The following is a 16,117-nucleotide window of genomic DNA, read 5'->3' as shown; positions in this document are numbered from 1 at the left end:
TCGCCAGCAATCCTCCACCGTCGTGTCCGATTTCCGCGAGTGGATGCGCTTCGAACCTGCCAGACTCGTCGCATGGCAAGCACCGACCTGACCGGAGACGACCGGTACCGAGCGATCCTCGCCAAGGACCGCCGCTTCGACGGCCAGTTCATCACGGCCGTCGGCTCGACCGGGATCTACTGCCGACCGAGCTGCCCCGCGCGCACACCGAACCGCGAGAACGTCACGTTCTACACGACCAGTGCAGCGGCGCACGAGGCGGGCTACCGGGCCTGCAAGCGCTGCCTGCCGGATGCGGCGCCCGGCGACCCCGCCTGGAACCTCCGAGGAGACGTCGCCGGCCGCGCCATGCGACTGATCGCCGACGGGGTGGTCGAACGCGAGGGCGTCCCGGGTCTGGCCGCGAGGCTCGGCTACTCCTCTCGGCACCTCGGACGCGTCCTCGCGGCGGAGCTCGGCGCGGGCCCGCTGGCGCTCGCCCGCGCGCAACGCGCCCGAACGGCCGCGACCCTCCTCGGAGCCACGGACCTGCCCTTCGCCGATGTGGCGTTCGCGGCGGGGTTCTCCAGCGTCCGGCAGTTCAACGAGACCGTCCAGGAGGTCTTCCAGCTGACGCCCACGCAGGTGCGCGACGCGACGCGTGGCCGATCGGCCAGAGCGCGGGCTGCGAGCCCCGGTGTCGACGGCGAGCGCCCTGTCCTCGGGGCCGGTGGGGTCCCGCTGACCCTCGCTCTCGCCTACCGCGAGCCGTACGACGCCGCCGGGGTCTTCACCTGGCTGGGGGAGCGCGCCATCGACGGCGTGGAGGTCGCGACGGGGAACAGCTACGAGCGCAGCCTCCTGCTGCCGGGCGGCCCAGCCTGGTTCAGCGTGGACGCGGGTGGCGCACAACCCTCGTCTTTGCGCCTCCGGGCCCAGCTCACCGATCTCAGCGACCTGCAGACGCTCGTCACCCGCGTCCGCCGGCTCTTCGACCTGGATGCTGACCCGACGGCGATCGACGCGGCCCTCTCCGTGCATCCGGAGATCGCCGAGCGCGTGCGTCTTCGCCCCGGCAGGCGCCTCCCCGGGGCGGTGGACCCCGACGAGATGCTGTTCCGCGCGATCATCGGACAGCAGATCACCGTCTCAGCGGCCCGCACGGCCCTCGGCCGACTGACGGCGCGCGCCGGCGTCGGGCTCGCGGCACACGGCGACCCTCCCCGGCCGGACGAGGTGGACACGGCGGGCACCGCCGTCGCTGGCGTCGACGCCGCTCTTGAGCCGGGTCCGGGCCGTCGCATCACTCGGCTCTTCCCGAGCGCCTCCGCCATCGCAGAGCTCGGCGACGAGTCGTTTGCTGGCCCCCGCGCTCGCTCGGCGACGATCACGAGCGTCGCGGAGGCGATCGCCAGCGGCCAGCTGCGTCTTTCGCACGGCGATGATGTCGCTGAGCAGCACTCGGCGCTGACCGCGTTCCGAGGCATCGGAGACTGGACCGCCGGCTACGTGAGCATGCGCGTGCTCGGCAACCCGGACGTGCTGCTCACCGGTGACGTGGCCCTGCGCAGCGGGGCCAAGGCCCTCGGCCTGCCATCAGAGCCGAAGGCCCTCGTCGCGTTCGCGGACCAGTTCAGGCCATGGCGAAGCTACCTCTCGCTGCACCTCTGGGGAGCGACGCCACCCAGGGCGCGGGCGGTTGCCGACAAGACCACCAGGACAGGGCCCGCCACGCAGCCGTCTGCGGCCGTGGCACGCCGGTCCGCACCTCACAGCACGGAGAACCCAGCATGAGCACACACCAGACCCCAGGCACGCCGGCAGCAGCGGTCGAGCAGCGGGCCGTCATCGAGACGTTCGGCACCCCGGACGGCCCGTTCACGATCGTCGCCCGCGAGAGCGACGGCGCGGTCCTCTCATCCGGGTGGAGCGACGACGAGCAGCTCGTCGTCGCCCGCATCACGCCGAGAGCCAGGCCGATGGTCCTCACCCGCGGACGCCTGGCAGCATCCGACGCCGTCAGTGCCTACTACGACGGCGAGCTCGATGCCATCGACGACGTTCCCGTCGCCCAGTTCGGCGCGGAGTTCAGGATGCAGGGGTGGCGGGGCCTGCGCGACATCGCAGCCGGGCATCCGCTCACCTACACGGAGTTCGCGACAGCCCTCGGCCGTCCGACGGCCGTGCGGGCCGCCGCGAGCATCTGCGCGAGCAACGCCCCGGCGCTGTTCGTGCCGTGTCACCGGGTCCTGCGCTCGGACGGCACCCTCGGCGGTTTCGCGTGGGGCGTCGACGTGAAGCGCTCGCTGCTGCAGCGCGAACTCGCCCACGCAGCCTGACACGCCGTATCCACGCGCGACGGCGTTCGCCCGTGCTCGCCACGGTTGGACACGGAGCTCTGGCCGACCTGTAGCTCACCTCGCCAGCTTCGGGATGGGTTTCGCGCACGCGGATGGGTTGCAACCCATCTCGAAGCGTGGAACCCATCCCGAAACGACGTTGTCGGGCCGGGAGGGTCGGGGCGGGCCGGGAGGGTCGCGACGGGCCACGCGCGCGGTTTCGGGATGGGAACCTCGCTTCGTTGTGGGAAGTTTCCCGCAAGACTGCGAGGTTCCCATCCCGAAGTCTGGGTTGGGTGGTGCGAGCGTGGATGTGCGTGACCGCACTCTGATCGGGGCCTACTCGGGATGGGTTTCGCGCACGCGGATGGGTTGCAACCCATCTCGAAGGGTGGAACCCATCCCGAGACGATGTTGTCGGGCCGGGAGGGTCGGGCCGGGAGGGTCGCGTCGGGAGGGAACGTCGCCTCGGGCCACGCTCGCAGTTTCGGGATGGGAACCTCGCCTCGTTTGGGGAATGTTCCCGCAAGACTGCGAGGTTCCCATCACGAGGCGGATGTGGGGCGGATGTGGGGCGGATGCGAGGCGGATGCGGGGCGACAGCGCGGGAACGACAGAGGGCGGCGCGGGCCAGGGGAGACGACGCAGCGGGAGAACGACAAGAGCCCCTCGGGATGGAGAGATCTCCAACCCGAGGGGCTCCGAGGACGCGCGGTGCGGTGCCTACGCGGTGGTGAGGGTCACGCGGAGTGCTTCGCCGGCGCGCGCTGCCTTCGCTTCGGCGTCGGCCGCTCGTTCTGCGGGCGAGCCGTCTTCGCTCGACGCGTCGACATAGACCTTGATCTTGGGCTCGGTGCCGGACGGGCGCACCATGACGCGGGTGCCGTCAGCGAGCTGGTAGCGGAGCAGGTCGATGGGCACCTCGTCGCCCGAGAGGTCGCCGGTCTCGAGCACCTCGACACCGCCGACCTCGGTGGGGGTGTTGCCGCGCAGCACGGCCATGACGCGCGGGATCTCGGTGATGTCGTCGAAGCGCACCGATACCTGCGTCGACACGAACGTGCCGAACCGCTCGGCGAACGCGTCGTCGTGGTCGATGAGCGTGCGCCCCTCGGCCTGCAGCCCCATGATGAGCTCGAGGATCGCCACGGACGCGGAGATGCCGTCCTTGTCGTGCACCGTCTCGGGGTTGACGAGGTAGCCGAGGGCCTCCTCGTAGCCGTAGAGGATGTTCGGGGCGCGCGAGATCCACTTGAATCCTGTCGGCGTCTCGGCGTAGTCGAGCCCGTATTCGTGCGCGATGCGTCCGAGCGCCGGTGCGGAGACGACGGAGGTCGCGAGCGTGCCGTGCACGCCGTCCGCTTTCGCCTGCTCGGCGGCGCGCCAGCCGAGGATCTTGCCGATGTCGTTGCCGCCGAATCGGCGCCATCCGGCTGCGTCCTTCACGGCGACCGCGAGTCGGTCGGCGTCGGGGTCGTGGGCGATGACGAGGTCGATGCCGGCCGCATCCGCCGTCTCGTAGGCGAGGTCGAGGGCGCCCGGCTCTTCGGGGTTCGGGAAGTCGAGCGTGGGGAAGGCCCCGTCCGGCTCGACCTGCTGCGCGACGACCACGGGCTCGGCGACGCCGAGCTCGGCGATGACGGCGCGGAAGGTCTCCCATCCGACGCCGTGCAGGGGCGTGTAGACGAAGCGGACGTCGCTCGGTGTTCCGCGCAGCAGCGAAGCCGTCGCGGACACGTACTCGCTGACGATCGACTCGTCGGCCGTCGCGTAGTCGGTCGAGCGTGGGATCTCGGGCACGGTCGTGCCGGCCGCGACGGCCCCGATGGCCGCCGCGATCTCGGCGTCGACGGGCGCGACGATCTGCGAGCCGTCATCGGCGCCGCCGAGGTAGACCTTGTAGCCGTTGTCCCATTTCGGGTTGTGCGACGCGGTGACCATGACGCCGGCGGATGCGCCGAGTCGGCGGACCGCGAAGGCCAGCACGGGGGTCGGCAGCTGCCGCGGCAGGATCGTCGCGGCCACCCCTGCGGCCTGCATGATCTCGGCGGTGTCCTCGGCGAACCGCTTCGAGTTGTTTCTGGCGTCGTAGCCGACCACGATCGACGGCGACTCCTCGCGCGAGAGCAGGAAGTCGGCGAAGCCACGCGCGGCCTGGGCGACGAGCACGCGGTTCATGCGGTTGGGTCCGGCTCCGAGCCTGCCGCGGAGGCCCGCGGTCCCGAAGGCGAGACGTGCCGAGAACCGGTCGTGCAGCTCGCGCCAGGCGCGCGCTCGCTCGCTCGTGTCGGTGTCTTCGATGACGGTGAGCTCGGGCGAGACGTCGCCCGCGGCGTGGATGAGCTCCTGCAGTTCGGCGCGCGTGAGCTCGTCTGGGTCCTGGGCGAGCCAGGCGACGGCGTTGTGTCGCAGGGCGACCTGGAGCTGGCGGGCGAGGCCGCTCATCAGAGCTTCACGACAATCTGCGAGAGCAGCTCGGCGAGGTCGGCTTCTGCCGCCTTGCCCGCCTCGAGCACCTCGGTGTGGCTGAGCGGGTTCGGCGAGACGCCGGCTGCTGGGTTCGTGATGAGCGACATGCCGAGGACCTCCATGCCTGCCTCGCGTGCGGCGATCGCCTCGAGCGCGGTCGACATGCCGACGATGTCGCCGCCGATCGTGCGCGCCATCTTGACCTCGGCGGGCGTCTCGTAGTGCGGGCCGCGGAACTGCACGTAGACGCCCTCGTCGAGCTCGCGCACCGTGAGCGCCAGCTCGCGGAGGCGTGCCGAGTACAGGTCGGTGAGGTCGATGAACGTCGCGCCCTCGAGCGGCGAGTCGGCCGTGAGGTTGATGTGGTCCGAGATCAGCACGGGCGTGCCGGGGCCCCACTCGGGCCGCACGCCGCCTGCGCCGTTCGTGAGGATCATGACGGAGGCACCGGCGGCGGCGGCGGTGCGCACGGAGTGCACGACCCGGCGCACGCCCTTGCCTTCGTAGTAGTGGGTGCGCGCGGCGATGACCAGCGCGTGCTTGCCGTTCGCGAGGCGGATGGAGCGGAGGGTCCCGGAGTGACCGGGGATGTCCGACTTCGCGAAGCCGGGCACCTCGTCGGCCGGGATGGTCGCGATCGTCTCGCCGAGCAGATCGGCGGTCTGGCCCCACCCGCTGCCGAGGGTGAGCGCGATGTCGTGGCGTTCGACACCCGTCTTCTCGGCGATGACCGCGGCAGCTGCCTGCGCGAACTCGAAGGGTGAGGTGGCTGGGTCGTCGATCGAGGTTGCTTCGTGCGTTGACATGCTCACCAGCGTAGCGACCGTGGCGCGGCGAACGGGGAGCGTGGGCTGATGAACTCCGCGGGCGACCGGAAATGGCCCGGATACCGGCCCGGTTTGGCGGGTTCATGCGGGAGGAGCAGAATGGGCTCATGGCCACGCCCTTTGATCGCAAGCACCGCATCGTCGTCGTCGGCGGGGGGCCAGGCGGGTACGAAGCCGCACTGTCGGCAGCCCGCCTCGGCGCGGAAGTCACTCTCGTCGAGCGCGTCGGCGTCGGCGGCTCCGCAGTCCTCACCGACGTCGTTCCGTCGAAGACCCTCATCGCGAGTGCGGAGGCCGCGACGGCGATCCGCGAGTCCGGGGAGCTGGGCGTGCAGTTCTTCGCGAAGGGCGACAGCGGCAAGCCGCTGAAGCCCGAGGTGGCGGTGAACCTCTCGAAGCTCAACAAGCGTCTGCTGCGTCTTGCGCAGAACCAGTCGGATGACATGCAGCGCACCCTCGAGGCGGCGGGCGTCAACGTCATCCAGGGTGAGGGCAAGCTCGACGGCAACTCGGCGGTCACGGTTGGTACGGGTTCCGGCGGGCAGGACTTCGATCGCATCGAGTTCGACTCCGCCGTGATCTCGGTCGGTGCTCGCCCGCGCACGCTCGACTCGTGCAAGCCGGACGGCGAGCGCATCCTCACGTGGACGCAGCTCTACAACCTCAAGGAGATGCCGAGCCATCTCATCGTCGTCGGATCCGGTGTCACGGGCGCGGAGTTCGCCTCCGCATACTCGGCGCTGGGCGCGAAGGTCACGCTCGTCTCGAGCCGCGACCGCGTGCTTCCCAATGAGGACGCGGATGCGGCCGACGTGATCGAGGACGTCTTCAAGCGGGGCGGCATGACGGTCCTGTCGAAGTCCCGCGCGGCGACCGTCGTCCGCGACGGCGACGAGGTCGTGGCGACGCTCGACGACGGGCGCGAGGTGCGTGGCTCGCACTGCCTCATCGCGGTCGGATCCATCCCGAACACTTCTGGCATCGGCCTGGAGGGCGCCGGCGTCGAGGTCACGCCCTCCGGCCACATCCGCGTCAACCGCGTCGCCCGCACTTCCGTGCCGAACATCTACGCGGCGGGTGACTGCACGGAGTTCTTCCCGCTCGCATCCGTCGCCTCCACGCAGGGGCGCACGGCGGTGTTCCACGCACTCGGCGATGAGGTTCGTCCCATCAACCTCCGCAACGTGGCATCGAACATCTTCACCTACCCGGAGATCGCCACGGTCGGGTGGCAGCAGCGCTCGATCGAGGACGGCACCCGCGAGGGGCGCGTCTACAAGCTGCCGCTGAGTGAGAACCCGCGCGCGAAGATGCAGGGTGTGCGCGACGGCTTCGTGAAGCTCATCGCGGGCAACGACCTCGGTACCGTCATCGGCGGGGTCATCGTCGCGCCGCGCGCCTCGGAGCTCGTGCTGCCATTGTCGATCGCGATCGAGCAGCGCCTCACGGTCGATCAGGTCGCGCGCGCGTGGGCCGTCTACCCGTCGCTCGCGAGCAGCATCTCGGATGCGGCGCACGCCATGCACGTTCCGTACTCGGAGCAGACGAAGAGCTAGCGGCTGACAGCAGCTGACCGGATGCTCGGGGCCTGGCTCGCGTGTCGGCCCTGAGCATCTGCCGTCTGCGCTGCTCTGCGCTGCTCGAGCTACGCGCCGACGTACTCGTTCCAGATGTCGAACGCGAGCTTGATGAACAGCACGCCGACGACGATGAGGAACACCCAGCGGATGAGCTTGCTGCCGCCGCGGATGGCGGTGCGCGCGCCGAGGTAGCCGCCGGCGACGTTCGAGACCGCCAGGATGGCGCCGAGACCCCACAGCACGTACCCCTGTGGTGCGAAGAAGAGCAGCGCGCCGAGGTTCGTGCCGAGGTTCACGATCTTCGCCTTCGCGCTGGCCTGCAGGAACGAGTAGCCGAGCAGCGACACGAGGGCGATGACGAGGAACGATCCGGTGCCTGGTCCGAGCACGCCGTCGTAGACGCCGATCGCGAAGCCGATGAGTCCCGCGACGACGTGGTGCTTGCGGCCCTCGTACTTGAGCTTGTCGAGTTGCCCGACGCTCGGCTTGAATGCCGTGAAGATGCCGATGCCGAGGATCGCGACGGCGATGATGGGCTTGAAGGCGGCGGCGGGGATGCTGGAGGCGAGGATCGCGCCGCCGTAGGCGCCGAAGAGCGCGATCGCCGCCATGGGCAGCGCGGTGCGCAGGTCGGGCTTCACGCGCCGGAAGTACGTGATCGAGCTGGTGGTCGTACCGGCGATGCTGCCGAGCTTGTTGGTCGCGAGCGCCTGCACGGGCGTGACGCCGGGCAGGGTGAGGAGCATCGTGAGCTGGATGAGTCCGCCGCCCCCGACGACCGCATCCACCCAGCCGGCGGCGAAGCCGCCGGCGATGACGAGCGCCAGCAGCCAGCCGTTGAAGCCCTCGAGGCCGGTGAACGACTCGAGCCAGCTCGGGTCAGCCGCGACGACAGATGCGTCGAGGGGTGACGAGAGCAGCGCGGAGGTCAGGAGAGGAGCATCGAGCACCAGTCGAGGCTACTCGGCGTCGGCGAGCTCGAGCAGCTTCGTGCCGCTCGAGACCGTCTCGCCCGCAGCGCCGGTGATGGCCGCGACGACGCCGTCACGCGGAGCCTGGATGGGCTGCTCCATCTTCATGGCCTCGAGGACGACGAGCAGGTCGCCCTTGACGACCTTCTGGCCCTCCTCGACGGCGAACTTCACGATCGTCGCCTGCATGGGGGCGGTGATGTCTCCGCTCGAATGCGTCTCGACGTTGGTGTGGGTGCGACGCTTCGGGGCGTGGCCGGCCATGGTGCGGCCCGCTCCGCCGTGGCCTGCGCCGGTCACCGCAAGCAGGCGCTCGGGCAGGGACACCTCGAGGCGCTTGTCGTTGACCTCGACGACCACGTTGCGCCGAGCGATGGGCTCGTTGACGTCACCGGCCTCACCGCCCCACGGCTCGATGGTGTTGTTGTACTCGGTCTCGATCCAGCTCGTGTACACGCCGAACTCGCCGTTCTCGGCCGTGAACGCGGGGTCGCGCACCACCGAGCGGTGGAAGGGGAGCACCGTCGGCATGCCGTTGAGCTCGAAGTCCTCGAGGGCACGACGGGAGCGCTCGAGCGCCTCCTCGCGCGTGGCGCCCGTGACGATGAGCTTCGCGAGCAGCGAGTCGAAGGCGCCGGAGACGACGTCGCCCTCTCGGACACCGGAGTCCACGCGGACGCCGGGGCCGCCGGGCACCCGGAAGGTCGTGATCGTTCCAGGGGCTGGGAAGAAGCCGCGGCCCGGGTCCTCGCCGTTGATGCGGAACTCGAAGGAGTGACCGCTCACCTGGGGGTCGTCGTAGCCGAGCGCCTCGCCCTGTGCGATGCGGAACTGCTCGCGCACGAGGTCGATGCCGGTGACCTCTTCGGAGACGGGGTGCTCGACCTGGAGTCGCGTGTTGACCTCGAGGAACGCGACGGTGCCGTCTGCGGCCAGCAGGAACTCGCAGGTGCCCGCGCCCACGTAGCCGACCTCCTTGAGGATGGCCTTCGACGCGCGACGCATCTCTGCCTCCTGCTCGGCGGTGATGAAGGGGGCCGGTGCCTCTTCGACGAGCTTCTGGTGCCTGCGCTGCAGCGAGCAGTCGCGGGTCGAGACGACGACCACGTTGCCGTGGGCGTCGGCGAGGCACTGCGTCTCGACGTGGCGCGGCTTGTCGAGGTACTTCTCGACGAAGCACTCGCCGCGGCCGAACGCCGTGATCGCCTCGCGCGTCGCCGACTCGAAGAGCTCGGCGACCTCCTCGCGCTCACGGGCGACCTTGAGTCCGCGTCCGCCGCCGCCGAACGCGGCCTTGATGGCGACGGGCAGACCGTGCGTGTCGATGAAGGCGAGCACCTCGTCCGGACCCTCGACGGGGTTGAGCGTCCCTGGGGCGAGCGGTGCGCCGACCTTCTCGGCGACGTGGCGGGCGGTGACCTTGTCGCCGAGCGCCTCGATGGCCTCCGGGGAGGGGCCGATCCAGGTGAGGCCCTGGCCGATGACGGCGCGAGCGAAGTCGGCGTTCTCGGCCAGGAAGCCGTAGCCGGGGTGCACGGCGTCAGCACCGGAGCGGCGCGCGATGGAGAGGAGCTTGTCGATCACGAGGTACGTCTCGGCGCTGGTGGCGCCGCGCAGCGCGTAGGCCTCGTCGGCGAGGCGAACGTGCGGTGCGTCGCGGTCCTGGTCTGCGTACACGGCGACGGAGGTGATACCCGCGTCTCGAGCAGCCCGTGCGATGCGTACGGCGATTTCGCCACGGTTGGCGATGAGGAGCTTCGAGATTCGCGACATGGTTCCTAAGCCTATTGAGGTCGGGGCGGCCGGATTTGGCTCGATTCGACAAACTTATCCGGAGAAGGTTGTCAGATGCGCGCGGTTGGAGGTTCTCACCACGCCGAGGTGCTGTCAGTTGGGCGACATTGGCGTCGCCGCACATTCCCATGGGGTGGGAAGCCGATTGCAGGTGATGTCACCTCGTGCTTAGCTACAGGGCTGCGGTTTTTTGCCCAGCCAGGCACCTAGCCAGCAATGGTCATTCGTGCCAGGTCCGCTCCGGGCCCGCCCACACTGCCGTCCACTCCGCGTCTTCGGTGACGCGCATCCACCACGTTAGCGGATGCGCCGTCGAAGAGGCCTCGTCGTTCCGGAGAATCGATGCTCGGTAAGCTCCTCGCCCGTTACCTACGGAAGTACTGGCCGCTCCTCGCGGGCGTGCTGGTCTTCCAGTTCCTCCAAGCGCTCGCGTCGCTGTATCTTCCGCGACTCAACGCCGACATCATCGACAAGGGCGTCGCCAACGCCGACACCGACTACATCTGGTCGACCGGCGCGGTCATGCTGGCGATCTCGCTCGGCCAGATCACCTGCTCGATCATCGCGACGGTCTTCGCAGCCCGCGCGGCCATGGCGCTCGGCCGCGACATCCGCGCCGACGTGTTCGCCCGAGTCAGCAGCTTCTCCGAGCGCGAGGTCTCGCGCTTCGGCGCGGGCTCGCTCATCACGCGCAACACGAACGACGTGCAGCAGGTGCAGATGCTCGCCATGATGGCCTCCACCATGCTGGTCTCCGCCCCGATGCTCGCGATCGGCGGCATCATCATGGCCCTGCAGCAGGACGTGGGCCTGTCCTGGATCATCGGCGTCGCGGCACCCGTGCTGCTCCTGCTGGTCGGCATCATCATCAGCCGCATGGTGCCGCTGTTCCGCCAGTTCCAGGTGAAGCTCGACAACATCAACCGCATCCTGCGCGAGCAGCTCACGGGCGTGCGCGTCGTGCGCGCGTTCGTGCGCGAGCCCATCGAGGAGCAGCGCTTCGAGGTCGCGAACAACGACCTCTTCCTGCTCGGCAAGCGCGTCGGCGACCTCTTCGTCACGCTCTTCCCGCTCGCCATGCTCGTCCTGAACATCACCGTGGTCGGCGTCATCTGGTTCGGCGGCATCCAGGTCGACCAGGGCACGGTCGAGATCGGCACGCTCTTCGCGTTCATGGCCTACGTCATGCAGATCCTCATGGGCGTGCTCATGGCCAGCTTCATGACGATCATGATCCCGCGCGCCGCGGTGAGCGCCGACCGCATCTCCGAGGTGCTCGCCACCGAGTCGACGCTCATCATGCCGGCCAACCCGGTCACCGACTTCCCAGAGCCAGGAGTCATCGAGTTCGACGACGTCGAGTTCACGTACCCGGGCGCCGACGAGCCTGTCCTCACCGGCATCTCGTTCCGTGCGGCCCCCGGGGAGACCGTCGCCGTCGTCGGCTCGACGGGTGCGGGCAAGACGACCCTCGTGTCGCTCATCCCGCGCCTGTTCGATGCGACGGGTGGCACCGTCAAAGTCAATGGGGTCGACGTGCGCCAGGCGGATGCGGAGCTCCTCTGGGACGGCATCGGCCTCGTTCCGCAGCGTCCGTTCCTCTTCACCGGCACGATCGCGTCCAACCTCCGCTACGGTCGCGAGGCTGCAACGGACGACGAGCTCTGGAAGGCGCTCGACATCGCGCAGGCGACCGCGTTCGTGCAGGAGAAGGACAAGCAGCTCGAATCGCGCATCGCCCAGGGCGGCACGAACGTCTCGGGTGGGCAGCGGCAGCGACTCGCCATCGCGCGAGCCATCGTGCACGAGCCGAAGGTGTTCGTCTTCGATGACTCGTTCTCGGCGCTCGACCTCACGACCGACGCCAGGCTGCGCCGCGCCCTCTGGGAGCAGCTGCCGGGCGTCACCAAGATCGTGGTCGCCCAGCGCATCTCGACCATCGTCGAGGCCGACCGCATCGTCGTCCTCGATGACGGTCACATGGTCGGTCTCGGAACACACGACGAGCTGCTCGAGAGCTGCACGACGTACAAGGAGATCGTGGATTCCCAGCTTGCAGTGGAGGCACAGTCATGAGCCGTGACGCAGAGAACCAGAAGCAGGATGCGAAGGCATCGCGCGGACGCGGACGCAAGCCAAAGGAGGTCGTCGAGAAGGTGCTGACGGAGGAGGAGCAGCTCGAACTCGAGCTCGCCGAACAGGCTCGCCAGTCGTCCGGGGACTGGGACAGCGTGGCTCCCGGCAAGGCGAAGAACTTCGGGCAGAGCTTCGGCAGGCTGCTCGGCAGGCTCCGCCCGTACCGGGCCGCGCTCATCATCGTGTCGTTCCTCGGGGCGGTCGGCGTCGTGCTCTCAGTCATCGCCCCCCGCGTGCTGGGTGAGGCGACGAACCTCATCTTCGAGGGCGTCGTCTCCAGCCAGCTGCCTTCGGGAGCGTCCAAGGAGCAGGTCGTCGCGGGGCTTCGCGACTCCGGCCAGACGCAGTTCGCCGACATGGTCGCGGCCATGGACATCACCCCTGGCGAGGGCGTGAACTTCGAGCGACTCGGCATGGTGCTGCTCTCCGTGCTCGCGCTGTACGTCTTCTCGGCGCTGCTCATGTGGCTGCAGGGCTACGTCATCAACATCATCATGATGAAGGCGATGTACAAGCTGCGCGAAGACGTCGAGCGCAAGATCAACTCGCTGCCGCTGAGCTACTTCGACCGCGTGCAGCGCGGTGAGCTGCTGAGCCGCGTCACGAACGACATCGACAACATCACGCAGACCATGCAGCAGTCGCTGTCGCAGGTCGTCACGAGCGTGCTGACGGTCGTGGGCGTGCTCGTCATGATGTTCTCCATCTCCTGGCAGCTCGCGCTCGTCGCGCTGGTCACGCTGCCCCTCATGGGGGTCATCTTCGGCGTCATCGGGCCGAAGTCGCAGAAGAACTTCGCCGAGCAGTGGAAGAAGACTGGGCGCCTCAACGCACGCGTCGAGGAGTCCTTCTCCGGCCACGCGCTCGTCCGCGTCTTCGGGCGCGAGAAGGATGCGCAGGAGCAGTTCCAGGTCGACAACGAGCAGCTCTTCCAGGCCGCCTTCAAGGCGCAGTTCTGGGCTGGCGTCATGATGCCCGCGATGATGTTCATCGGCAACCTCTCCTACGTGGGCATCGCGGTGCTCGGTGGCCTCATGGTCGCGAGCGGCAACCTCCGCCTCGGCGACGTGCAGGCGTTCATCCAGTACTCGCAGCAGTTCACGCAGCCCCTCGCGGAGCTCGGTGGCATGGCCGCCGTGCTGCAGTCGGGAACGGCCTCGGCCGAGCGCGTGTTCGAGCTGCTCGACGAGGAGGAGCAGGAGCCCGATTCGAAGGACGCCCCCGAGCCGGCGAACGGCGCGGGGGAGATCGTCTTCGACGACGTCACCTTCTCGTACACCCCCGAGCAGAAGCTCATCGAGAACCTCAACTTCTCGGTCGAGCCGGGGCAGACGGTCGCGATCGTCGGACCGACGGGTGCTGGCAAGTCGACGCTCGTGAACCTCATCATGCGGTTCTACGAGCTCGACGGCGGGCGCATCCTGCTCGATGGGCAGGACATCGCCGAGCTGCGGCGAGAAGATGTCCGCAGCCGCACCGGCATGGTGCTGCAGGACCCGTGGCTGTTCGCCGGGTCGATCCGCGAGAACATCCGCTACGGACGTCAGGACGCGACCGACGAGGAGGTCCTCGCAGCCGCGACCGCCTGCTACGTCGACCGCTTCGTGCACTCCCTCCCCGAGGGGTATGACACCGTGCTCGACGAGGACGCGTCGAACGTCTCCGCCGGTGAGCGCCAGCTCATCACGATCGCGCGCGCGTTCGTCTCCGACCCGCAGGTCCTCATCCTCGATGAGGCGACGAGCTCGGTCGACACCCGCACGGAGCTGCTCCTGCAGCAGGCCATGGCTGCGCTGCGCCAGGGGCGCACGAGCTTCGTCATCGCGCACCGCCTCTCGACGATCCGCGACGCCGACCTGATCCTCGTCATGGAGCACGGCTCCATCGTCGAGCAGGGGACGCACGATGAGCTCGTGAAGCAGGGTGGCGCGTACGCGAGGCTCTACAACTCGCAGTTCGAGCAGGCCGTCAGCGACCTGGACGCGGAGCAGAGCCAGCTCACCTCGTAGTCCTCCACCGTTTCGGGATGGGTTCCGCGCTTCGGGATGGGTTCTTTCCCATCCCGAAGCGAGAAGCCCATCCCGAAACTGCGTTCAGGGGGTGGGGCGACGGATGCGGTCAGGCGAGCATCTCGTAGACGCCGGAGCCGATGAAGACCAGTGCGATCACGACGAGGCCGATCCAGAAGAACTTGCGCGTGCGCGTGACGGGTTTGCTCATGCGGGAAGCCTACGTGCGGAGGAGTGCCCGCCGTGCGTGCGGCGGGCACTCCGGGTGGCGCCGGGGCCTACGCGGCAGACCAGCCGCCGTCCGAGGGGAGGATGACGCCGTTGACGTTGACGCCGTCGTCGCTCAGCAGGAAGGTGATGGATGCGGCGAGCGCCGTCCCATTCGTCGGCGTCGGCATGATCGCCATGCCCTGCTGCACGCGCTTCGCGCCGAGCTCGGAGTCGAAGCGCGCCTCGATGTTGGTGGCGACGCCGCCTGGGGCGACGGCGTTGATGCGGAGTCCGCTCGGGCCGTACATGAACGCGCTCGACTTCGTGAGGCCGGCGACGGCGTGCTTCGACGCGGTGTAGGCGGCGCCAGCTGCCGACCCGCGGAGGGCCGCCTCGGAGGCGACGTTGACGATCGCGCCCTTGCCGACGGCGAGCATCGCCGGGATCACGGCGCGCATGAGCTTCATCGTGCCGGTCACGTTGACAGCGAAGACGCGGTTCCAGATCTCGTCGCTGACCTCGCCGACGGGGGTCATGTTGTCCATGATGCCGGCGATGTTCGCGAGGCCGTCGACCTGCGTCCCTGCTGCCTCGACGATCTGGGCGACGCCCGCGTCGTCGGTGATGTCGGCCGTGAGGGTGACGATGTCGGCACCCTCGTGCTCGGTGACGAGAGCGGTGAGGCGCTCGGACGAGACGTCGACCGCGATGACCCGCCCGCCCTCGCGCGCGATGCGCGATGCCGTGGCCTTGCCGATGCCGGAGCCTGCGCCCGTGACGATGATGGTCTTGCCGGCGAAGCGTCCCCCGGTCACCGCCTCGACCCAGGCGGCGGCGCGGGGAGCGGGCGGTGCGTCGAGGTCGGCGACGGGGCCGAAGTCGCCGGGGGAGGCGGGGGTGACCTCGCCGCTGTTGACGCGCGCGATCATCGCATCCACCATCTCCTGCGGGAACTTGCCCTGGCTGAGCTCGACCAGCTGTGAGAGCGGTACGCCAGCGACGGGGGCGAGGGAGGAGGCGTCCTGCCCGCCCTGGGCGAGGATCTCGCGGATCACCACGCCGCCTGTCGGGTCGGTGAGCCATTCGCCGATGGTGTTGTCGGCGGTCAGGGGGTGTGCGCTCGAGGTCATCTGGATGCCAGCTTTCTGCTCGGGCCGCCCCTCGCCGCTCGCTGGAGCCTCGAGATAGGCGGCGACAGCGCCGGATCGAACGAACCGGACAACACTGTCCGGATTATGCTATCCCGGTGTCGACTCCAGCGAAAGCCAATCGAGGACCAAGCGCGGGGCCCGAGAATCGCCGCGCCCTCATCGAGGCCGCGCGCGTCGTCTTCGCCGAGGGGGGAGTCGAGGCGCCGCTCAGTGCCGTCGCGAAGCTGGCAGGCGTCGGCCAGGGGAGTCTCTACCGGCACTTTCCCACGCGGGGCGCACTGGCGCTCGCGGTCTTCGGCGACGCCATCGTCGAGCTGGAGGAGCTCATGCAGTCGCCGAGCTCCGGCCTCGCGGATCTCCTCGACCTCATCGTCCAGCAGATGCTCGTGTCGGTCGGGCTCATCCAGCTCACGCTGACAGACGTCGGTGATGCACACGGCTCGACGGTGCGCGAACGCATGCTCGCGGTGCTCGACATCGCCCTCCCGCGGGAGCGCTCGGCTGGCCGAGTCGGGAGCGACATCAGTGCTGAGGACGTGCTCCTGCTGCTCTCGATGCTCGCCGGGGTGCTGCCTCGCACGCCCCGCGGGGAGCGCGAGGCCGTTGCTCGCAGGTCCCTCGAGCTGTTCTGGCGGTCGTTCGCGCCCTGAGC

At 69.1% G+C, this 16,117-nt stretch carries 11 protein-coding genes; 6 read left to right on the top strand and 5 right to left on the bottom strand.

What is annotated here, in order from left to right; genetic code table 11:
- The first annotated feature begins 72 nt into the window (after positions 1–72).
- Positions 73–1,773, top strand: a complete 1,701-nt coding sequence (locus F8O03_RS12165) for a DNA-3-methyladenine glycosylase 2 family protein (RefSeq protein ID WP_151424099.1) — start codon at positions 73–75, stop codon at positions 1,771–1,773.
- Complete coding sequence (locus tag F8O03_RS12160) at positions 1,770–2,318, top strand: methylated-DNA--[protein]-cysteine S-methyltransferase (RefSeq protein ID WP_151424098.1); 549 nt, start codon at positions 1,770–1,772, stop codon at positions 2,316–2,318. Before F8O03_RS12165 ends, F8O03_RS12160 begins: the two co-directional genes overlap by 4 nt.
- Positions 2,319–3,041: 723 nt before the next feature.
- Here the strand turns inward: F8O03_RS12160 and F8O03_RS12155 are convergent.
- Positions 3,042–4,763, bottom strand: coding sequence for a phospho-sugar mutase (locus F8O03_RS12155; RefSeq protein ID WP_151424097.1), 1,722 nt, complete (start codon positions 4,761–4,763; stop codon positions 3,042–3,044).
- Entirely contained in the window at positions 4,763–5,593 is an 831-nt protein-coding gene (locus F8O03_RS12150; RefSeq protein ID WP_104252217.1) for a purine-nucleoside phosphorylase, read from the bottom strand. Before F8O03_RS12150 ends, F8O03_RS12155 begins: the two co-directional genes overlap by 1 nt.
- Before the next feature lie 128 nt (positions 5,594–5,721).
- Here F8O03_RS12150 and F8O03_RS12145 point away from each other — a divergent pair, with 128 nt between their 5' ends.
- The gene (locus F8O03_RS12145) at positions 5,722–7,170 is read left to right on the top strand and encodes an NAD(P)H-quinone dehydrogenase (protein ID WP_104252218.1); all 1,449 of its coding nucleotides are present in this window, start codon (positions 5,722–5,724) and stop codon (positions 7,168–7,170) included.
- Between the two features lie 89 nt (positions 7,171–7,259).
- Here the strand turns inward: F8O03_RS12145 and F8O03_RS12140 are convergent, their stop codons facing one another.
- Together F8O03_RS12140 and F8O03_RS12135 are read right to left on the bottom strand one after the other, a co-directional pair.
- Entirely contained in the window at positions 7,260–8,024 is a 765-nt protein-coding gene (locus F8O03_RS12140; protein ID WP_151424374.1) for a sulfite exporter TauE/SafE family protein, read from the bottom strand.
- 129 nt (positions 8,025–8,153) lie between these two features.
- Positions 8,154–9,938, bottom strand: coding sequence for an ATP-binding protein (locus F8O03_RS12135; protein WP_151424096.1), 1,785 nt, complete (start codon positions 9,936–9,938; stop codon positions 8,154–8,156).
- Positions 9,939–10,301: 363 nt separating this feature from the next.
- Here F8O03_RS12135 and F8O03_RS12130 point away from each other — a divergent pair, with 363 nt between their 5' ends.
- Both F8O03_RS12130 and F8O03_RS12125 read left to right on the top strand, forming a co-directional pair.
- Complete coding sequence (locus F8O03_RS12130; protein WP_151424095.1) at positions 10,302–12,035, top strand: ABC transporter ATP-binding protein; 1,734 nt, start codon at positions 10,302–10,304, stop codon at positions 12,033–12,035.
- Positions 12,032–14,104 (top strand): ABC transporter ATP-binding protein, encoded by a 2,073-nt coding sequence (locus tag F8O03_RS12125; protein WP_151424094.1) that lies wholly within the window; start codon positions 12,032–12,034, stop codon positions 14,102–14,104. The genes F8O03_RS12130 and F8O03_RS12125 overlap by 4 nt, the downstream gene beginning before the upstream one ends.
- 278 nt (positions 14,105–14,382) lie before the next feature.
- Here the strand turns inward: F8O03_RS12125 and F8O03_RS12120 are convergent, their stop codons facing one another.
- Complete coding sequence (locus F8O03_RS12120) at positions 14,383–15,444, bottom strand: SDR family NAD(P)-dependent oxidoreductase (RefSeq protein WP_151424093.1); 1,062 nt, start codon at positions 15,442–15,444, stop codon at positions 14,383–14,385.
- 116 nt (positions 15,445–15,560) lie between these two features.
- Here F8O03_RS12120 and F8O03_RS12115 point away from each other — a divergent pair, with 116 nt between their 5' ends.
- The gene (locus F8O03_RS12115; RefSeq protein ID WP_167516563.1) at positions 15,561–16,115 is read left to right on the top strand and encodes a TetR/AcrR family transcriptional regulator; all 555 of its coding nucleotides are present in this window, start codon (positions 15,561–15,563) and stop codon (positions 16,113–16,115) included.
- The last annotated feature ends 2 nt before the right edge of the window (positions 16,116–16,117 follow it).

It is taken from the genome of Pseudoclavibacter terrae (assembly GCF_008831075.1).
GTDB lineage: Bacteria > Actinomycetota > Actinomycetes > Actinomycetales > Microbacteriaceae > Pseudoclavibacter > Pseudoclavibacter terrae.
This window is presented reverse-complemented; position numbering and strand designations above follow the sequence as displayed.